Annotated in this window: 18 protein-coding genes; 12 read left to right on the forward strand and 6 right to left on the reverse strand. The window is 68.8% G+C overall.

Annotated elements, in window-relative coordinates; translation table 11 throughout:
- Positions 1–65: 65 nt before the first annotated feature.
- Positions 66–920 carry an A/G-specific adenine glycosylase gene (locus tag ACT9TC_RS14850; RefSeq protein WP_458042948.1) on the reverse strand — a complete coding sequence of 285 codons (855 nt, stop codon included), beginning with the start codon at positions 918–920 and terminating at the stop codon, positions 66–68.
- Positions 921–1093: 173 nt separating this feature from the next.
- Here ACT9TC_RS14850 and ACT9TC_RS14855 point away from each other — a divergent pair, with 173 nt between their 5' ends.
- Genes ACT9TC_RS14855 through ACT9TC_RS14875 form a run of 5 tightly spaced genes read left to right on the forward strand, consistent with a single transcriptional unit; the run spans position 1094 to position 4591 of the window.
- Positions 1094–1777 (forward strand): uridine kinase, encoded by a 684-nt coding sequence (locus tag ACT9TC_RS14855; RefSeq protein ID WP_458041226.1) that lies wholly within the window; start codon positions 1094–1096, stop codon positions 1775–1777.
- Positions 1777–2724, forward strand: a complete 948-nt coding sequence (truB, locus tag ACT9TC_RS14860) for a tRNA pseudouridine(55) synthase TruB (protein WP_458041227.1) — start codon at positions 1777–1779, stop codon at positions 2722–2724. Before ACT9TC_RS14855 ends, truB begins: the two co-directional genes overlap by 1 nt.
- Positions 2721–3089 carry a hypothetical protein gene (locus ACT9TC_RS14865; protein WP_458041228.1) on the forward strand — a complete coding sequence of 123 codons (369 nt, stop codon included), beginning with the start codon at positions 2721–2723 and terminating at the stop codon, positions 3087–3089. Before truB ends, ACT9TC_RS14865 begins: the two co-directional genes overlap by 4 nt.
- Positions 3090–3140: 51 nt before the next feature.
- Positions 3141–3599, forward strand: coding sequence for a hypothetical protein (locus tag ACT9TC_RS14870; RefSeq protein WP_458041229.1), 459 nt, complete (start codon positions 3141–3143; stop codon positions 3597–3599).
- On the forward strand, positions 3596–4591 hold the full coding sequence (locus ACT9TC_RS14875; RefSeq protein WP_458041230.1) for a bifunctional riboflavin kinase/FAD synthetase: 996 nt from the start codon (positions 3596–3598) through the stop codon (positions 4589–4591). Before ACT9TC_RS14870 ends, ACT9TC_RS14875 begins: the two co-directional genes overlap by 4 nt.
- Positions 4592–4620: 29 nt before the next feature.
- Here ACT9TC_RS14875 and deoC read toward each other — a convergent pair whose 3' ends face one another.
- Entirely contained in the window at positions 4621–5340 is a 720-nt protein-coding gene (deoC, locus tag ACT9TC_RS14880; RefSeq protein ID WP_458041231.1) for a deoxyribose-phosphate aldolase, read from the reverse strand.
- Between the two features lie 127 nt (positions 5341–5467).
- Here deoC and ACT9TC_RS14885 point away from each other — a divergent pair, with 127 nt between their 5' ends.
- The 7 genes from ACT9TC_RS14885 (at position 5468) to ACT9TC_RS14915 (ending at position 14869) form a co-directional block, all read left to right on the forward strand.
- Complete coding sequence (locus tag ACT9TC_RS14885) at positions 5468–6358, forward strand: glycerophosphodiester phosphodiesterase (protein ID WP_458041232.1); 891 nt, start codon at positions 5468–5470, stop codon at positions 6356–6358.
- Between the two features lie 39 nt (positions 6359–6397).
- A complete protein-coding gene (locus ACT9TC_RS14890; protein WP_458041233.1) occupies positions 6398–8374 on the forward strand; it encodes a heavy metal translocating P-type ATPase in 1977 nt (658 codons plus the stop codon).
- 75 nt (positions 8375–8449) lie between these two features.
- Positions 8450–9094 carry a hypothetical protein gene (locus tag ACT9TC_RS14895; protein ID WP_458041234.1) on the forward strand — a complete coding sequence of 215 codons (645 nt, stop codon included), beginning with the start codon at positions 8450–8452 and terminating at the stop codon, positions 9092–9094.
- Between the two features lie 231 nt (positions 9095–9325).
- Positions 9326–11491 (forward strand): DEAD/DEAH box helicase, encoded by a 2166-nt coding sequence (locus ACT9TC_RS14900; protein ID WP_458041235.1) that lies wholly within the window; start codon positions 9326–9328, stop codon positions 11489–11491.
- A gap of 157 nt (positions 11492–11648) precedes the next feature.
- Positions 11649–12677 carry an ATP-dependent 6-phosphofructokinase gene (locus ACT9TC_RS14905; RefSeq protein ID WP_458041236.1) on the forward strand — a complete coding sequence of 343 codons (1029 nt, stop codon included), beginning with the start codon at positions 11649–11651 and terminating at the stop codon, positions 12675–12677.
- Between the two features lie 251 nt (positions 12678–12928).
- Complete coding sequence (locus ACT9TC_RS14910; RefSeq protein ID WP_458041237.1) at positions 12929–13849, forward strand: hypothetical protein; 921 nt, start codon at positions 12929–12931, stop codon at positions 13847–13849.
- Positions 13850–13966: 117 nt separating this feature from the next.
- Positions 13967–14869 (forward strand): IS982 family transposase, encoded by a 903-nt coding sequence (locus ACT9TC_RS14915; RefSeq protein WP_458040813.1) that lies wholly within the window; start codon positions 13967–13969, stop codon positions 14867–14869.
- A 118-nt stretch (positions 14870–14987) separates the two neighbouring features.
- On the opposite strand, the gene ACT9TC_RS14920 is transcribed toward ACT9TC_RS14915, so the two are convergent.
- The 4 genes from ACT9TC_RS14920 to ACT9TC_RS14935 all read right to left on the reverse strand — a co-directional run bounded on the left by ACT9TC_RS14920 (position 14988) and on the right by ACT9TC_RS14935 (position 20006).
- Positions 14988–17126 carry a S9 family peptidase gene (locus ACT9TC_RS14920; protein WP_458041238.1) on the reverse strand — a complete coding sequence of 713 codons (2139 nt, stop codon included), beginning with the start codon at positions 17124–17126 and terminating at the stop codon, positions 14988–14990.
- 161 nt (positions 17127–17287) lie between these two features.
- Positions 17288–18895 carry a GMC family oxidoreductase gene (locus ACT9TC_RS14925; RefSeq protein WP_458041239.1) on the reverse strand — a complete coding sequence of 536 codons (1608 nt, stop codon included), beginning with the start codon at positions 18893–18895 and terminating at the stop codon, positions 17288–17290.
- On the reverse strand, positions 18895–19509 hold the full coding sequence (locus ACT9TC_RS14930) for a thiamine pyrophosphate-dependent enzyme (protein WP_458041240.1): 615 nt from the start codon (positions 19507–19509) through the stop codon (positions 18895–18897). Before ACT9TC_RS14930 ends, ACT9TC_RS14925 begins: the two co-directional genes overlap by 1 nt.
- A complete protein-coding gene (locus tag ACT9TC_RS14935; RefSeq protein WP_458041241.1) occupies positions 19506–20006 on the reverse strand; it encodes a thiamine pyrophosphate-binding protein in 501 nt (166 codons plus the stop codon). The genes ACT9TC_RS14930 and ACT9TC_RS14935 overlap by 4 nt, the downstream gene beginning before the upstream one ends.
- Positions 20007–20042 lie beyond the last annotated feature (36 nt).

Genomic DNA, 20042 nt, shown 5'->3' on the forward strand with positions numbered 1-20042 from the left:
ACCGGCGCGCTCGGTGAGTCGCTGTGGGGATGATGTCCCGGGACGGCGGGCGCGCGCGGCGTGCCTCAGCTGCCCGGCAGACGCAGAAGGCCGTCGGATGCCTCGGCTAGGCCGTCCGCAATGAGCGAATCGATCGCGCGGTCGCGCTGCGACGCATCCGGCCAATCGGGGATGATCTCGTCGAGCGTCACCGGACCGTCGGCCGCGCGCAGGACCGCGAGAACGGCACCGCGCGCCTGCCGGTCGCTGCCCGCGTATCGCGCTTGGAGCGGCCGAGTGTCGCCCGTGTCCGGGTAGCCCGCCGCGCGCCAGGCGCAGGATCGAGCTATCGGACACCCGTCACACCGCGGTGAGCGCGCCACACACACCACAGCGCCGAGCTCCATCGTCGCGGCATTGACGATGGCAGAGCGTGCGACATCCTGGGGCAACACGGCACGCATATCGTCCAGATCGCGGCGATGCGCGGGGCCGGGCTGGGAGCGTCCCGCGACGACCCGGGCGAGGACACGCCGGGTGTTGGTGTCGACGACCGGTTCGCGCAGACCGTACGCGAAAACGGCGACGGCCCGTGCCGTGTAGTCGCCGATTCCTGTGAGGGCGAGCAGCGCGTCGACGTCGGCCGGCACGATCCCGCCGTGCCGATCGGTGATCTCGACCGCCGCGCGATGCAGCCAGAGGGCGCGGCACGGATAGCCGAGGTTCGCCCATTGCCGCACGGCTTCGGACGGAGCATCCGCTGCCAACGCCGCGGGAGTCGGCCAGCGCTCGAGCCATGCCTCGAGACGCGGCACGACGCGGTTCACGGGGGTCTGCTGCAGCATGAACTCACTGACCAGCACGCCCCACGCCCCGAATCCGGCACGCCGCCACGGCAGCTCGCGCGCCGTGGCCGTGTACCAGTCGATCAGCTCGGGCACCCACTCGACCTCGTCCGCCGCTTCGGGACGGAGTGACGTGGGCACAACCTCCACCCTACGATCCCCGCACCCCACCCGTTCCTCGCTCGAGACTTCACCTGTGGCACATTTTCGCCCTGTATCGGTGACATAGATGAAGTTTCGCGCTCCGGTTTGCGCCGTAGGCTGGGGGGATGCGCCTGCCCGTCACGCCCCGCACGACCCTGCTGCGGGAGCTCCGCGACGAGGTGCGCCGTTCGTACCGGGCCGGCCGCGTGATCATCGCGGTGGACGGCATCGACGGTGCGGGCAAGACGATCTTCGCCGACGGACTTGCCGACGTGTTCGCCGAGGACGGGGCATCCGTCTTCCGCGCCTCGGTCGACGGCTTCCACCGACCTCGAGCAGAGCGCTACGCGCGCGGCCGCGACTCGCCCGAGGGCTTCTATCAGGACTCCTACGACGAGGCGACGTTGCGCCGCGTCTTGATCGACCCCTTCCGCGACGGCGCCACGATGCCCTCGACCGGCTTCCAGCTCGCAGCCTGGGACGTCGATCGCGATGTTCGCGCCGAGGCGCGCTGGGTGACGGGGCCCGAGGACGCGGTGCTGATCATCGACGGCATCTTCCTCCATCGGCCGACCTTGCGAGGGCTGTGGCACTGGTCGGTGTGGCTCGAGGTGCCCGTCGATGTCGCCTCGCAGCGGATGGCCGTGCGCGACGGCTCCGATCCCGACCCCACGGCGCCCGCAAACCACCGGTACCGCGCCGGTCAGGAGCTGTACCGGCGCGAGGCGGCTCCCTCTCGTGCAGCGTCCGTCATCGTCGACAACACCGACCCCGAGCATCCGCGGCGTATGTACGCCGATTTCTGCTGATGGCCAGCGCACACGGACCCGGCATCCTGCTCGTCGACAAGCCGGACGGGATGACGAGCCACGACGTCGTTTCGCGGGCTCGCAAGGCGCTCGGCACGCGCAAAATCGGCCACGCCGGGACCCTCGATCCCCTCGCCACGGGACTGCTGGTGCTGGGGGTCGATGCAGCGACGCGCTTGCTGACCTATCTGGTCGGGCTCGACAAGACCTACGAGGCGACGATCCGACTCGGTGCCGCGACGGATTCGGATGACTCGGACGGCGAGATCGTATGGCGTTCCGACCCACAGGTGCTCGCGGCGGTCGATACCGAGGCCATCCACGCCCACATCGCTGCGCTCACCGGGCGCATCTCTCAGGTCCCGAGCACGGTGTCGGCCATCAAGGTCGGCGGGCGCCGGGCCTACGACCTCGCCCGCGCGGGGGAGGAGGTCGTGCTCGCCTCACGTGAGGTGACCGTGTCGCGGTTCGACGTGCTTGATGTGCGACGTACCGACGAAACGGTTGACCTCGACGTCGTCGTCGACTGCTCGAGCGGCACCTACATCCGTGCGTTGGCCCGCGACCTGGGGTCTGCGCTCGGCGTCGGGGGACACCTCACAGCGCTCCGGCGGACCCGCGTCGGACCATTCGAAATCGCCGATGCTGTAGTCCCCGAGGCGATCGCGACCGAACCGCTGCTGTCGTCCGCCGATGTCGCCGTGCGGGTGCTCGGGGGCATCGAGGTGACGGATGCCGAGGCATCCGCTCTGCGTCACGGTCAGCGTCTGACCGGCGCTGCTGGACGCATCGTGGGCGAGCATGCCGCCGCGATCGATCCGGCCGGGGAGCTCATCGGGATCATCGGCCGGCGCGGCGATGACCTCAAGAGCCTGATGAACCTGCCGACAGGTACCCCGGCCGAAGGCACGACCGAGGGTGCTGCGGAGAGCGGGGGAGCGCGATGATCCTGTGGTTCACGATCACGCAGGTGGTGGTGGCGGTAGCGGTCGGACTCTTCAGCCTCGTGGCGGGCCTCGCGGGTCGACGACCCAGCGACTGGACCGTCGGTTCACTCGCGCTCATCGAACTGCTGCTGATCGCGCAGGTCGTCGTCTCGATCGGCGCGCCTCTCGTCGGCAACCCTCCGACGGGCAGCGCGCTGGAATTCTGGGTCTACCTCATATCGGCCGCGCTCTTGCCCGCGGCGGGCGTCGCCTGGGCGCTCCTGGAGCGCAGTCGCTGGAGCACCGTGATCATGGGTGTCGTGGCCCTGTCCATTGCGGTCATGGTCTGGCGTATGCAGGTCATTTGGACCGCACCGATCGGCTGAATGACGCGGGCGCCTCGCAGGGTCGGAGGACCGCCGTAAGATTGACGGGTTATGAGATCTCCTGCGCGCCGACGGATGACCGGCATCGGACGTGTGCTGGTTGCGGTGTACGCCATTATGGCGCTGGCCGCTCTCGGACGCTCGTTCGTGCAGATCGCGCAGCGCTTCGACGAGGCGCCGGTCGCGTATTCGCTGTCGGCCTTGGCGGCTGCCGTCTACCTGCTGGCGACGCTCGCACTCGTGTTCGCCGGAACGCGCACGTGGTACATCGTGGCGTGGGTCGCGATCACCTTCGAGCTGCTCGGGGTCCTGGTCGTCGGCACCCTGAGCCTCGTGTTCCCGGACGTGTTTCAGCACCCCACCGTCTGGTCGGTGTTCGGATACGGGTACCTGTTCATTCCGTTGGTGCTGCCCTTCGTAGGATTGTGGTGGCTGAGAACGCACCCGCCCGTCTCGGACGCCGACGTGTCGTACGCCGAGACATCAGCCGTTGCCGGGGAGCGGAAATGATCCTCTTCCGCTCGCCGGACGAGGTGCCCGATGACTTCGGGCCGACCGTTGTCGCTATCGGCAAGTTCGACGGCGTACATGCGGGACATCGCGCGGTTCTGCAGAAGATGCTCGTGGACGCGGCAGGTCTGGGCGCGCGGTCGGCCGTCGTCACGTTCGACCGACACCCCCTTGCTCTTCTGAACCCCGCGAAGCTGCCGCCCGCCCTTGTCGCGCCGCACCAGAAAGCGGCCCTGCTCGCGTCGACCGGGATCGACGCGACGCTCATGCTCGAGTTCAACGAGAAGCTCGCCTCGGAAGAACCCGAGGACTTCGTCCGCCGCGTCCTGGTTGATTCGCTGCACGCACGCTCCGTCCTCATCGGCGAAGACTTCCGGTTCGGGCGCGACGGAGCCGGCACACCTGCGATTCTGCGCGAGCTGGGCGAGCGGTACGGCTTCACGGTCGACGAGCTGCCGGATGTGCGCAGCGCGCCGAGCGGTCGGCGCGTCTCGTCCACGTGGATTCGCGAACTGCTCGCCAGCGGCGATGTCGCAACGGCGGCTCAGCTACTCGGCCGTCCGCCCGCCGTCTGGGGTGAGGTCGTGCACGGTGCGAAGCGCGGGCGCGAGCTCGGCTACCCCACCGCAAACCTCGAGGCCGCCACACAGGGCCTCGTGCCCCGTGACGGGGTGTACGCCGGGTGGCTGATCGACGGCGTCGCGGCGAGCCAGCCGGGCACGCGTGTGCGCTACCCCGCCGCCATCTCGGTCGGCGACAACCCGACCTTCGACGACGTTCACCGCAGGCAGGTCGAGGCATACGTCCTCGACGAGACCGAACTGGACCTCTACGGGCACGTCGTCGAGGTCCAGTTCGTCGCACGCCTTCGGGGGATGTCGGCTTTCGCCGGAATCGAAGCGCTGAAAGATCAGATGGCGGACGATGTCGAGCGGTCCCGCGAGATCCTCTTGACGGTGCCCTCTGCGTCAGACGCGCAGCGACGCGGCTGAGCGCAACTCCGAACGACCAGCGGTGGGCGTCAGTACGACGACTCGTCGATCGTGGTGCGCGTCTCGCTACCGCTCAGGCGGGCGCGCAGCTCGCCGAGGATCGTCGCGCTCGCGCTGGTGCCGAGGCGTGTCGCGCCGGCGTCGAGCATCTCGAGCGCCGTGTCGAGGCCACGGACGCCGCCGGATGCTTTGACCTGAACCTGGGGGCCGACGCTCGCGCGCATCAGCTCGACGTGGGGGACGGTCGCACCGCCGCCGGCGAATCCGGTCGACGTCTTGACGAAGTCGGCGCCGCCGGCTTCGGTCAAGCGGCTTCCCCGGGCGATCTGCTCGTCGTCGAGCAGCGACGTCTCGAGGATGACCTTCGTGATCAGGCCGCCAGCGGCTTCGACCACGGCCGCGATGTCCGCGGTGACCTCGTCATCGAGGCCTGAGCGCAGCCATCCGATGTTCACGACCATGTCGAGCTCGGTCGCGCCGTCGGCAATGGCCTGGTGGGCCTCCGCGACCTTCGCGGCGGTCGAGGTGGTGCCGTGCGGAAAACCGATCACGGTGCCGACCGCGACGCCGGTGCCCTCGAGTCGTGCGACGGCGTACGGGATGTCGGACGGGCGCACGCAGACGCTGAATACACGCCAGAGTGCCGCTGTCTCGAGCTCGGCGTCGACGTCGGCGCGGGTGAAGTCGGGCTTGAGGATCGCGTGGTCAAGGGTGGCCGCGAGTGCGGCCTCGGTGATGTCGAGGGGCATGCTTTCCAGCGTACGCGCCGCCGCCACCGGTTGCTTCCGCGGTCTTTCGCTGTAACGAAACAATAACGGTGGGGTCTAAAGTGGGCTCACGCGTCAACGACGACGCGGCTGTCTCGAAGGATCGACGATGCCCGAAACCGTCGCCGACGGGCGCGCTGCCACTCGCAGCGCCGGCCCGCTGATCGTCATCGCCGTGCTCGCAGCCATGAGCCTCACGGTCGCCTTTCTGGGTGCATCGCCCGCTCCGGTTTCCGCGCGCGAGCTGATGGGCGGGGCCCGCGACCCGGGCCAGCCAGCGTTTGTCGCAAGCCATCGCGGCGACGCCGACAGCGCCCCCGAGAACACGTTGCCCGGCGTCCTTGCGGCGCTAGCGGCGGGGTTCGACTACGTCGAGGTCGATGTGGCGCTGACCGCTGATGGCGCGGCCGTGCTGATGCATGACGCCACGGTCGATCGGACGACGAACGGGTCGGGTCGCCTCGGAGACCTTCCGCTGGCATACGTTCGATCCCTCGACGCGGGCGGATGGTTCGGCGCGGCGTTCGTGGGTACCCCCGTGCCGCTGGTCGAAGAATTCCTCGACGTTCTCGCCGCCTCCGAGAGTCGCGCGCTGATCGAACTGAAGGGAAAGTGGACCCCCGTCGCGATGGCGCACCTGGTCGCCGAGATCGAGACGCGCGGCCTCGAGCGAAGGGTCGCCGTATCGAGTTTCGACGCCCGCACTCTCGCCGTGGTGGCGACGGAGTCTGAGGTCATTTCGCGCCTCGCCATCCTGCGGTCGCTTCCGGACGACGTCGTACAGGCCGCGCGGGCACTCGGGGTGCGAGGTGTGGTGGCGAAGGGCAGCGCCGTGATCGCACGCCCCGAGATCGTGGACGAGTTGCACGCCGCCGGTCTCCGTGTGGTGGTCTACACGTTCAATAAGGATCGCGAGTGGCGCGACGCCATCGATCTCGGCGTAGACGGGATCGTCACGGATCGGCCCGAGAGGCTCGCAACGTGGTTGGCCTCCTCCTGATCGCATGGTTTCGGACGTTCGGGAATACCCCAGGGGGGTATGACCTCCGCCGTTCCCACCCTGTACCGCGAGGCGACCCTCGACATCGAAGGCATGACGTGTGCCAGCTGTGTTGCGCGCGTTGAGAAGCGCCTCGAGAAGGTCGATGGAGTCTCGACATCCGTGAATCTGGCCACCGAGTCTGCGCGCGAGCAACTGTCGGCGGATGTCGATGATGCGCGACTCGTGGCGGCGGTCGCCGAAGCCGGGTACACCGCGCGTGTTCGGCCGGTTCCATACGCGAGCTCGGCGCAGGCGCACGCGCATGAAGAACGCGGCACCGGTGACGGGCACGGCCCGAACGACTCGGGCGACCACGGCCCGAACGATTCGGACGACCCCGGCGGGCACCAGCACGACGTGGAAGACGTGCCGGGCCAGACCCGGCTCGCGACTCGTCTGATCGTCAGCGCGGCGCTCGCCCTGCCGGTCGTCGTGCTCGGAATGGTTCCGGCGTGGCAGTTCGCGGGTTGGCAATGGGTGTCGCTCGTGCTCGCTACCCCGATCGTGTTCTGGGGAGGCTGGCCGTTCCACCGCGCCGCATTCGCAGCCGCACGGCACGGCGCAGCCGCGATGGACACCCTGATCACCCTGGGCACGATGGCCGCTTACCTGTGGAGCGTGTGGACGCTGTTCTTCGGCAACGCGGGGCAGATCGGGCTGCGGCACGACGTCGTGCTCTTCGGGCCCGTCCATGACGCGACAGCGCTCGTCTACTTCGAGGTCGCCGCGGCGGTCACGGTGTTCCTCTTGCTCGGTCGCTACATCGAGCAACGCTCGCGCCGCCGCGCTGGAGCCGCACTGCGGTCGCTCATGGACCTCGGCGCAAAAGACGTCGAACTCGAGAGCGGTCGGCGCATCCCCGTCGACCGGTTGCGGGTCGACGACACGTTCGTCGTCCGTCCGGGCGAAACGATCGCAACAGACGGGATCGTCGTCGAGGGTCGAGCGGCCGTGGACGCCTCGGTGTCGACCGGCGAGTCCTTCCCGATCGAGGTCGGCACGGGCGGCGAAGTCACCGGTGGCACCGTCGCTGTCGATGGGCGACTGCTGGTCCGCACGGGCCGCGGCGCGCAATTGGGCGTACTCATCACGGGTCCCGAGGCGATCGAATCCGCGAACCCCATCGACACCGTGCTGATCGACAAGACCGGCACGCTCACGACCGGTGCCATGACGGTCCGCGAGGTCGTTGTGGCACGAGACAGCGCCCGCGCCGACGTGCTGCCGGTTGCCTCCGCGCTCGAGGGTCGGTCGGAGCATCCGATAGCGCGCGCTATCGCGACCTTCGTCGCGTCGGATGGTGTGCCGTCAGCCGTGTCCTCCGGAGCAACAACCCCCACAGCCGTCGTGGTGGACGACTTCCGCAGTCACGCGGGCCGGGGAGTGACCGACCTCGTCGACGGTGTGCGTGCCTTCGCGGGCAGTCCCGCCTTCGCCGTCGGTGACGACGTGCGTGCGGGCGCGGGGCGGGCCGTGGCGAGCCTGCGTGAACAGGGGATCGACGTCGTGCTGCTCACGGGCGATGGCCCGGGCGCAGCTCACGCGGTCGCGGCACGGGTCGGTATCGACGAGGTCGTTGCCGGGGTGTTGCCCGAGGCGAAGTTGGCCGAGGTGGAGCGTCGGCGGGCGGCCGGACGTCGGGTGGCGATGGTCGGCGACGGGGTGAACGATGCCGCCGCTCTCGCCGCGGCAGATCTCGGAATAGCAATGGGCGGCGGGACGGATGCCGCGATGCACGCCAGCGACATCACCCTCGTCCGCAACGGCCCCGAGTCGATCGTCACGGCGCTCCGGCTCGCTCGCCGCACGATGCGGACGATCCGGGGCAACCTCTTCTGGGCGTTCGGATACAACGCCGCGGCGATCCCGCTCGCAGCGTTGGGTCTGCTGAACCCGATGGTTGCGGGCCTGGCGATGGCGTTCTCCAGCGTCTTCGTCGTGCTGAACAGCCTGCGTCTGCGTTCCGCGCGCTGACGCGAGGCATCCGGTCCTTTCGGCGTTCTCCGCGGCGGTACATTGGGGAAACGTCACTCGCGCCGAGAGGATGCCATGCGCCCCGATCCCTACGTGTCGTTGCTTCGTCGAGGTGCGCTGGCCCGGGTAACGAGCGCGGTGGTCGTGAGCGCGGTCGCGCTCGCCGGCTGCGCCGCGGCCCCCGAGCCGACGCCGACGAGCACGGGCGACCCGACGCCCGAGATCACGACCCTCGGTGAGACGCCAGAGGCCTCGGAGACGCCCAGCTCGGAGCCCGTGGCCGACATCTCCATCCCGGCGAGCTGCGAAGACATCTACTCGGCCGAAATGCTCTCGCTGCTGCAGACAGGCAACCCGCCGCTGAACGATCCGGGCGTCACGATGGACTCCACCGAGGTACCGAAAGCGCTCGAGGTCCTCGCATCCGGCGCCCAAACCCTCCGCTGCTCGTGGGGGCTGCCGTCGTCCTACGGGCTCGCCACCAACGTCACGATCGTCGACGCCGACCAAACCGACGCCGTGCGCGATGCGCTCGATGCCGCCGGTTTCGCCTGTGGCGACCTCGCGGATGGCGCTGTGTGCCGGATCCAGCAGACCGAGGAAGAGAATTCGTTCGGAGAGAGCCACTATCTCCGGGCGAACGGATGGGTCTCCACGCGCTGGATCAACTTCGGGCCGCAGGGCTACACCGAGGACGTCGTCGCGACGCTCTGGGAGTGATGATCGGCGCGGCTGACGCGTCGAACGCACAAGCACGGCCCCGGATGCCGTAGAATACAGGGGAGGAACGGCGCTGTGACGTTCGCATCGAGGCATCCGCTTCGTGCTTCGTCCCCGCTTTTCTCGCCCGTGTCTGTCACGGCCCACCAGCCGCCCACGGGGATTCATCAGCTCGCCAGCCTTGCGCTGGAGATCACACCGGAGCAGCCGGTGCACACGCTCAGGAGGAGCATGCCGAGCACGGCACAGCCACAGCTGAACAGGCGTCGCAAGCAGTCGCCCGCACGTCGCGACGACGACGCGCCCCTGATCCCGATCCTCGCGCGCAAGGTGCGCGAGGTCGAGGCGAAGGCGCAGCGCGGCAAGCTGGGACCGACCAACCGCGTCAAGTTCCAGGTGATCGCGTTCCTGGTGCGCGAAGAGCGCGCACGGGTCAAGAACGACACCACGGTTCCGGATGCGGTGCGCTCCGAGTCGCTCAAGCGCCTCGACGGCGTCGCGACGATTCTCGCGAAGACCGCCGCGCGCGATACCTCACTCATCCAACTGCTCGAGGTCGACCAGGCGACGTCGCCCGTGGCCCGCCGCATGCGCCGTGACTGGCTGCTCGAGTCGGGTGCCGAACTTGCCCCCGACGAGCTCATCATCACGGATGCGGCTCCCGTGCTCGCCCCGGTCGTTCCGCCCGCACTCGCCGAGAAGCAGGTCGTGCCGCCCGCGATCGAGGCTCGCCAGCTCGCCAACCCGTTCCTCGCGCCCGACCTCGACCGCCCCGTGCGGCGCGAGAGCCCGCGCCGTCGACTCGACGGCTGGGAACTGATGGGCCCGCTGTACAAGGCGTTCGAGACCGGAGCCGGAGGCGGTGCGGCCTCGATGGAGCTGCCTCCCGTGCCCGAGTTCGATCGGCTCTCGCCGAAGGGTCGCGAGATCATGGCGCACCAGTCGCGCTTTCTCGAGTCGGTCCGCGACGGACACCGCACATTCCTGCTCGCCGACGAACCGGGTCTCGGCAAGACGGCGCAGTCGTTGCTCGCAGCATCCGTTGCTGGCGCGTACCCGCTGCTCGCGGTCGTGCCGAACGTCGTCAAGATGAACTGGGCGCGCGAGGTCGAGCGGTGGACACCCCACCGCCGTGCCACCGTCATCCAGGGCGACGGCGCGACGCTCGACGCGTTCGCCGACATCTTCATCGTCAACTACGAGATCCTCGACCGTCACCTCGCGTGGCTGAGCTCGATCGGCCTGCGCGGCATGGTCGTCGACGAGGCGCACTTCATCAAGAACCTCTCGTCGCAGCGTTCGCAGAACGTGCTGACGTTGGCGGGACGCATCCGCGAGATGACTCCCGGCGGCAACCCGCTGCTCATGGCGCTCACCGGAACGCCCCTGATCAACGACGTCGAAGACTTCGACGCGATCTGGCGCTTCCTCGGCTGGACCAATGGCGAGAAGCCCGGTCCTGAGCTGATGGAGAAGCTCGATTCGACCGGCATGACGCCGGCCGATAAGGCCTTCTACCCCGAGGCGCGCGAGGCCGTCATCTCGATGGGCATCGTCCGTCGCAAGAAGAAGGATGTCGCGGCCGACCTGCCCGACAAGCTCGTCGCCGACCTGCCCGTCGAGCTCGACGACGAATTCGGGCGCTCGATCCGGGACGCGGAGCGCGAGCTCGGTCAGCGCCTCGCCGATCGTTATCGTCGCATCGTCACCGCCCGCGGAGATCGCGGGATGGCCAATTCTCTCGGGGACGACATCGACGCCGACATCGTGCGGCTCGTCGCGCAGAACGAACTCGGCGAGTCCAAGGCCGCCGGTTCCGGGTCCGAGAACGTCTTCACCATGGTCCGCAAGATCGGTCAGGCGAAGGCGCACCTCGCGGCCGACTACGCGGTGCAGCTGCAGCGCGCCGTCGGCAAGGTCGTCTTCTTCGCCAAGCACATCGACGTCATGGACGCGGCCGAGGCGCACTTCGCGTCGGCGGGACTCAAGACGATCTCGATCCGTGGCGATCAGACCACGGCGAACCGTCAGGACGGCATCGACGCGTTCAACAACGACCCGAGCGTCGGGATCGCAGTGTGTTCGCTCACCGCGGCCGGTGTCGGGCTGAACCTGCAGGCGGCGTCCAACGTCGTGCTCGCCGAGCTCAGCTGGACCGCGGCCGAGCAGACGCAGGCGATCGACCGCGTACACCGCATCGGTCAGGGCGAACCGGTCACGGCCTGGCGCATCATCGCCGCGCACACGATCGACACGAAGATCGCCGAACTCATCGACTCCAAGCAGGGTCTGTCTCTGCGGGCTCTCGATGGCGAAGCGGTCGACCCGGCCTCGAGCGATTCCGTGCAGCTCAGCGCGCTCATGCATCTCACACGCCGGGCCCTCGGCGGCGAGTAGCGGCTTTGGCGACCGGAGGCGTGGGGGCCACGCCTCCGCGATCCGGCCATGCGGTTGCGCTCGTGCGGCAGCGCTCGTGTAGCAGGGCGAGTCATCCGGCGATAGTGTGACGGGGGCAACGTCGCCGGATCCCTTTCCCGAAACGCAAGGATCAGACATGAAGATCGGCATCCTCACCAGCGGCGGCGACTGCCCCGGACTGAACGCGGTCATTCGCGGCGTCGTGCTGAAGGGCACGACCAACTACGACCTCGAGTTCGTCGGCATCCGTGACGGATGGCGCGGCGTGGTCGACGGCGACTTCTTTCCCCTCACGCGCCACGAGGTGAAGGGTCTGTCGAAGGTCGGCGGCACGATCCTCGGCACCTCGCGCACCAACCCCTACGAAGGTCCCCGCGGCGGCGCCGAGAACATCGCGAAGACTCTGTATGGGCACCGCATCGACGGCATCATCGCGATCGGCGGCGAGGGGACGCTCGCCGCGGCCGATCGCCTGTCGAAGGACGGCATCAACGTCGTCGGCGTGCCGAAGACGATCGACAACGACCTGCGGGCGACGGACTACTCGTTCGGCTTCGACACGGCGGTGAACATCGCCTCCGAGGCGATGGACCGGCTGCGCACGACCGGCGACTCGCACCAGCGGTGCATGGTCGCCGAGGTCATGGGGCGGCACGTGGGGTGGATCGCGTTGCACGCGGGCATCGCGGCGGGAGCCCACGCCATCCTGATCCCTGAGGTGCCGATGACGATCGATGACATCTGCGAGCTCGTCTCGAAGGCTCACGATCGCGGCCGTGCGCCGCTGGTCGTGGTCTCGGAGGGCTTCAAGCTCAAGGACATGGACGAAGCCTTCAGCGACAAGGGGCTCGACGCATTCAACCGTCCGCGTCTCGGCGGCATCAGCGAGGTGCTCGCGCCCGAGATCGAGCGGATCACGGGCATCGAGACGCGCGCGACGGTGCTGGGCCACATTCAGCGCGGCGGCTCGCCCTCGGGCTTTGACCGCGTGCTCGCGACGCGACTGGGCCTGCATGCGGCCGACGCCGTGGTGGAGGGTTCATGGGGGCAGATGGTGTCGCTGAAGGGCACCGACATCGTGCGGGTGCCCTTCGCCGACGCGCTCGGCGAGCTCAACACGGTGCCGCTGTACCGCTACGAAGAGGCCGCGGCGCTCTTCGGTTGATCCGGCTGGTTATTGCGCGGCGCGCCTCGCGCTGCTGATGTCCCACTTTCTCGGGTGAGTGTCCCACTTCTGACCGTTCTGCGCCTCGCGCAGCGGTTGAAAGTGGGACACGCACACCCTGGCGGGAGCCGCTGACGATCCGGGATAGCGGGCGCTCGGATGCATCCTCCACAACCACGCGCGGCCGCAGTGAGTCCGCGACGAGGTCGTGTTCGGGCGGGTCGCGGCTCGAAATCCAGGACGCTGGGCGGATGCGGCGCCCCGAGCCTCTTCCCAGCGACCTTCCTCCGGTGTTCCGGGTGTCCGAGGCGCGGGATATGGGCGTGCAAGCCGCACGGCTCTCCCGCAGCGACCTCCGGTCGCCGTATCGCGGGCTGAGAACGTCGCGGTCGCTACCCGTCCCGTCGTCGTCTCTCGAGATCGCCGCGCAGTATGCGCCACGCCTCGCAGACTGGCAGTTCTTCAGCCACGAGACCGCGCTCGAAGGGGTGGGCACGCCGATGCCGGAATGGCCTTATCGTCCGCGCTTGCATGTGGCCGCGCATCGACCGAGTCGCGAACCCCGCATCCCCGGTGTCGTCGGTCATCGCCTTCAGACGCGGCAATCGGCGGTGATTCTGAGTCGTCTGGGCCTTCCGATCGAGTCCCCCGTGCGTGCCTGGCGCCAGGTCGGGTCGCTGTGGCCTCTCGACGACCTCATCGCCGCCGCGGACTACCTGATCTCGGGCGAGCAGCCGCTTGCTACGTCGGAGCAGCTGCGTGACGAGATCGAGGTGATGGGCGACGTGCGGCGAGGCATCCTTCGTCGCGCATTGGTCGAGGCGCGCAATGGCGTACGTTCGCCTCGCGAGACACGACTGCGACTGGCGTTGACGCGTGGGGGTCTGCCCGAGCCGGAGATCAACTGGGTTCTGCGTGACGCACACGGGATGCCGGTGGCCGAACTCGATCTCGCCTATCCCCGGTGGCGCGTCTGTGCCGAGTACGACGGACGTGTGCACGAGACCGACCGCCGCCAATTCGCGAAGGATGCCGACCGATGGGACAGCATTCGGGAGCAGGGTTGGGAGCACGTGCGCATACTGAATGTCCATATGCAGCACGGGGCGTGGCGGGCCGTGGAGCGGGTGCGGGATGGGCTCATCCGTGCCGGCTGGCATCACGGGGCATGAGCCCGCGTCGGCGTCGTCCGCCCGGCCCGACCCGGCCCGACCCTAGATGAGTGAGTCCGTTTGGCTGGGTCGGCGTGGATGCTGTTAATCGCAGGCGGAGGGTGTTAACCCCGGTGTGTGAAAACTGAACTCAACACCCTCCTGATCACACTCTACGTCCACCTCGATGACCGGATCCTGCCCGCGATCGGCTTCACCCGCGATCACCACCCGGGCCGCAAACCCGCCCTCAACGACGCGGAATTGCTCTGCCTGCTGGTCGCGCAACACCTGCTCGGGATCGCGTCGGATCGGAAATGGATCCGATACGCGCACGCTCACCTGAAGGGCATGTTCCCGAACCTGCCCGGCCAGTCCGGGTGGGGCAAACGCGTCCGCCAATCCACCGGGCTTCTCTCTGCGGTGATCACCGAGCTGGCCCGTGACACCCCGTCCTGGGGTGAGATCACCCGGCTGGTGGACTCGACCCCGTTACCGTGCGGGAAATCGCGGGAGACCGTGAAACGCTCAGACCTTGCCGGGCACGCCGACTACGGATACTGCGCATCCCACTCCCGATACTTCTGGGGCTTCCGGCTCTATCTGATCTGCACTCCCGACGGAATGCCCGTGATCTGGGGACTCGCGAGCCCGAAGATCGGTGAACGCGAAGCCACCCAAGCGATGCTCGACCACGACAGACACCTCATCCAGCCTGGACAGGTCATCGTTGGCGACAAAGGCTTCGCTGGGAAGCAGTTCGAGGACTTCGTCACCAACGAACTCGGCGCGCACCTGATCCGCCCCGACCGCAAAGACGAGACCCCCAGGTTCGGGAAACTCGGCAGCATCCGACAATGGGTCGAGTCCGTGTTCGACACCCTCAAAGGCCAACTCACCCTCGAAGACCACGGCGGCAGAACCCCCGCAGGCGTCTACTCCCGCGTCGCCGCAAGACTCCTCGCCCTCGCCGCCGGCATCTGGCACAACTGGCTCACCAACGCCCCCGCCAAACGCTCCCTCATCGCCTACGACCACTGAACCAAACGGACTCACTCATCTAGGTTGTCCCACTTCGAAGCGGTATGCAGGGCGTTTACCGTGCCGAAGTGGGACACGGGTCACAGGAAGTGGGACACACAGCGCGGAGCGGCCCGGGTCAGGCGTCGGCGACGCCCAGCACGTCGAACAGCCAGGCCAACTCGAACGCCCGCTCGCGCCACGCGTTGTAACGCCCCGAAACCCCGCCGTGGCCGGCGACCATCTCGCACTTCAGCATCGCGTCGGCGCCGACCTCGCGCAGGCGCGCGACCCACTTCGCGGGCTCGACGTACAGCACGCGCGTGTCGTTCAGTGACGTGACGGCCAGGATCCGCGGGTACGTCACGCCCTCGCGCACGTTCTCGTAGGGCGTGTACGACTTCATATACGCGTAGACATCCGCGTCGTGCAGCGGATCGCCCCACTCGTCCCACTCGATCACGGTGAGGGGGAGGGACGGATCGAGGATGGTCGTCAGGGCGTCGACGAACGGTACGTCCGCGACGATCCCGGCGAACAGCTCGGGCGCCAGGTTCGCCACGGCGCCCATGAGCAGCCCGCCGGCCGATCCGCCCTCGGCGACCAGCCGCTCGGGCGTGGTGTACCCCGCGCCGATCAGATGCAGCGCGCAGTCGACGAAGTCGGTGAACGTGTTGCGCTTGCTCGAGAGCTTGCCGTCCTCGTACCACTGGCGGCCCATCTCGCCGCCGCCCCGAACGTGCGCGACCGCGAACACGACGCCGCGGTCGAGCTCCGAGAGGCGTGCGACCGAGAAGCGCGGCTCGATCGAGTGCTCGTACGAGCCGTAGCCGTACAGGTGCAGCGGTCGGGACGCGACGCCGGCATCACCGAACGACCGCTTCCAGACGAGCGACATCGGGATCTCGGTGCCGTCCTGCGCCGTCGCCCACACCCGGGCCTGTTCGTAGTCGGATGCCTCGTACCCGCCGAGCACCGGCTGGCGCTTGCGCAGCAGAAGCTCGCCATCGGCCAGGCGGTAGTCGAAGACCGTGTTCGGGGTGACGAACGAGTCGTATCCGAGCCGCAGCATCGGCGGGGCCCACTCCCGGTTGCCGCCGAAGCCCGCGGCGTAAAGAGGTTCGTCGAACGCGAGCTCGTCGACATTCCCGCTCGCGTAGTCGAGCAGGCCGATGCGCGCGAGCCCCTCGCGCCGGTACTCGATGGTCGCGAAGTCGCGGAAGCAATCGACGTCCAGCAAGCGGATGCCGGGGGTGTGTGGCCGTACGACCGTGCGCTCGCCGGCGGGGTCGCTCGCCGGAACCCGCACCAGCTCGAAGTCCAGCGCATCCTCGTTGTGCAGGATGTACAGCTGGTCTTCCCCGTCGACGATCGCGTGGTCGACCGAGTACTCGATGCCCTCGCGGCGCGGCCAGACGACCCGCGGCTCGGTCGCCAGGTCGTCGGCGGGCACCAGCCAGATCTCGGACGTGATCGACGAACCGAGCCCGATCACGAGGAACTTCTCGCTGCGCGTGAAGCCACCGCCGAGCCAGTAGCGCTCGTCGGGCTCGTGGAACAGCTTGATGTCGTCGGCGACCGGGGCGCCGACGATGTGCCGCCAGAGGGTGTCGGGTCGCCACGCGTCATCGACGGTCGAGTAGACGATCGAGGTGCCGTCGGGCGAGAACTCCGCGCCGGACGAGGTGCCGGGTATCTCGTCGCCGAGTTCGGCACCGGTCTCGAGGTCGCGCACGCGGATCGTGTACCGCTCGTCGCCCGCAACGTCGACGCCGAACAGCATGAGGCGTCCGTCATCCGACACGTCGAACGATCCGAGCGAGAAGAACTCGTTACCCTCGGCCTCGATGTTGGCGTCCAGCAGCACCTGCTCGCCGGGCACGGGCTCGCCGGGCGTGAGCTCTGGCGGGGTCCAGTCATCCGGCGATGACAGGGGCGCGCGGCACTGCACGCCGTACTGCTTGCCCTCGATCGTCCGGCCGTAGTACCACCACGCGCCGCGACGCGAGGGCACCGACAGGTCGGTCTCGAGCGTGCGCTCCTTGATCTCGCCGAAAATGCGCTCGCGCAGCCCGGCAAGGTGCGCCGTCCGCTCGGCCGTATACGCGTTCTCGGCCTCGAGGTGCGCGATGACTCCGGCATCGTCCTTGGCACGCAGCCACTCGTACGGATCGTCGACGACGTCGCCGTGGAACTCGCGGCTGTGCGGCACGCGGAGCGCGGTGGGAGCGGATGTCTGGGGTCGGGCAATCTCGGTCGGCGAGGCGTCGTGGGTCACGGATCCACGTTAGCCGAGGCATCCGCGCCCGGGTCCTGGCACGAGCTCTGCGTGCCCGTCGGCACCGCTCGCCTGGCAGTAATCGGGGTGTTCGGTGCGTGTAGACCGCGACTACTGCCAGGGGAGCGGGTCTGGGGTCGGGGCGTCAGGGCGACGCGGGGTCAGGGTGACGCGGGGTCACCGGGTGCGACCGCGGGCGCGCCGAGCAGCTCGGCCGCACGCTCAGCGATCGCGTAGACCGGGGCGAGGGTGTTGCAGGTCGGGATCGTCGGCATGACCGAGGCATCCGCGACCCACAGCCCCTCGATGCCACGGACGGCGAGCTCGGGGGTGACGGGGGCTGCGGCATCCGACCCCATGCGCGCGGTGCCGCACGCGTGGAAGAAGGTCGACACCGAACGCCGGATGTACCGCTCGGCATCCTTCCGCGGCAGACGGCCCGGCGGGGCGAGCGGCGCATGGATCAGGTCGGCGAACGCCCGTGTGCCGAAGAGGTCCTGAATCGTGTCGAACGACTCGACGAGCGCGTCGAGGTCATGACGCTCTGCGAGGAAGTTGGGCTGGATGTCAGGGGCGACGCCGGGGTCCGCCGACCGCAGCCGCACGTGGCCCACGCTCCGCGAATCCATCAGCCCCGGCGACACCGCGAACACGTCGCCCGAGAGATCGAACTCGTCACGCACGGCCGGCGTGGCGTGCGGTCCCTGCACGACGAAGGCGTGCAGGTCGGGGGCGACCCCGGCCAGGCTGCTGCGCCAGTTCAGCATCGCGCCGCCGCCGTTGTCGCGCACCGGCCCGAGCGGACCGCGGGCTCGGGCGGTCACCCCCTCGATCAGCGGGTGGTCCTGGTAGTTCGCGCCGATGCCCGGCAGATCGACCCGGGGACGGATGCCGAGGGCACCGAGCGCATCGGCGTCGCCGATGCCCGACAGCATCAGCAGGCGCGGGGTGTCGATCGCGCCCGCGGTCATCACGACACCCCGCCCGGCGCGCGTCAGCACAGGGGCGCCGCCGACGAGGTGCCGAACGCCGGAAACCCGCGGCCCCTCGAACTCGAGCGACAGCACGGGGGAGTCGACGACTACGTCGAGGTTCCGCCGCGACAGCACCGGCCAGAGGTATCCGCGCGCCGCGCTCCAACGCCGCATCGAGCCATCCGGCGCGGTCGTCGCCGAGAAGTTCGTCCACGCCGCGCCTTCGTTCGAGGGGCCGTTCAAATCGTCCGTGACGGGTAGTCCGAGATCGGCCGAGCCCTCCATGAGCGCGACGGCGATCGGGTGCGGATTGCGGGACCGCTCGATGCGGATCGGTCCGCCGGCGCCCCGCCAGGCATCCGCTCCGCCCTCCCAGTCCTCCACGGTGCGGAACAGGCGTGTCATGAGCGCAGCATCCCAGCCCGTCGCGCCCTCGGCGCCCCACCGGTCGTAGTCGGATGGATGTCCGCGGTACCAGAGCATCGCGTTGATCGCGCTACTGCCGCCGAGCACACGTCCGCGGGGAATGGGGATTGTCCGTGCGTCGACAAGAGGCGTCGGGGTGTAGCTGTACCCCCAGTCGTACTCCGACCCCAACAGCGAAACCCACGAGTCGGCCCGGTCGATCGCCTCGACCGTGGTTCCGTCCGAACCGGTGCCCACGGGGCCCGCTTCGATCAGCAGCACCGAGGCATCCGGATCCGCCGACAGCCTGTTCGCCAGCACACACCCCGCAGAGCCGCCGCCGACGATGACCCAGTCATACCCCGGGCGCGCCGCACGAACGATCGGCATCAGTTGTGCTCGCTCGGACCCATGATCGAGATGCCCTCGGTGCGCTCGACGTGACGGACGAACGTGTAGGTGTCTTCGCGGCCGTCGGAGTGCTTGCGCTTGATGCCCGGTTCGAGGATGCCGTCGGTCTTGGCGACGACGATGTACGGCACGGTCGCGGCGAGGCCCGCGGCGCAGTGCTCGTCGAAGGCGTCGAGCGTGTCGACCGTGTACGCGCGCTCGACACCCGCCGCGCGCGCGATGCCCGCGAGATCGACCCGTCCCGAAGCGGTGTGGGTGCGAGGGCCGCCGATCGACTGGTACTGCTCGTTATCCCAGACCACGATGAACAGGTTCTGCGGCTGCTCATTGCCGAGCGTCGCGAGAATGCCGAGGTTGAAGAGTAGGCCGCCGTCGGTGTCGAGCGACACGATGCGGCGGTGGGGGAGCCCGACCGAGAGGCCGAATGCCTCGGCGCTCACGCATCCGAGCTGCTGCTGGAACAGGCTCCCCTCGCGCATGTGCGGGGCGGCGTTGAACCACTCATCGACGGCGCCACCGAGGGAGAGGATGACGAGCTCGTCGTTCAGCCGAGCGCCCAGGGCCTGCATACAGGCGAAACGCGACATGCTCATCGCACGACCTCCCCGCCCAGAACCACGGCCGAGTGGTAGTACGCCGTGTACGACCACTCGAACGCGTCGACGATGGCCTGTTCGATCTCATCCTCGCGTCGGACGACGCGGTACGGGACGCGCAGGGCTCCGAGCAGCGGCTCCATCGTGATGCCGTGCGGGATGGCCCACCAGTTGTTCTCGCCCATCTCGCCCCGGTAGCTCATGATCATGACGACCGGGATGCCCGAGCCGAGCCCGAGACGCGCGAGGTGCTCGGTCGCGGCGCGCAGGCCCGAGTTCTCCATCACGAGCACGGCGCGCTTGCCGGAGAGGAAGACCCCGCCCGCGATCGCGGCGCCCTCTCCCTCGTTCGTGACGGGGATGGTCCGGATGTCGGGGGCCGCGTCCAGCGCCGGGTACAGCTCCTTCAGGAGAGAGTCGGGCAGGTAGGTCGCCACGCTCACCCCCGCACGTTCGAGGCCGCGCAGAACGGCCTCCACTCCGGTCTTGTGCATGGGGTCCTCTCGGCCTTCGGGAATTCGTTGGGGACG

Source organism: Microbacterium sp. HM-570, assembly GCF_054165885.1.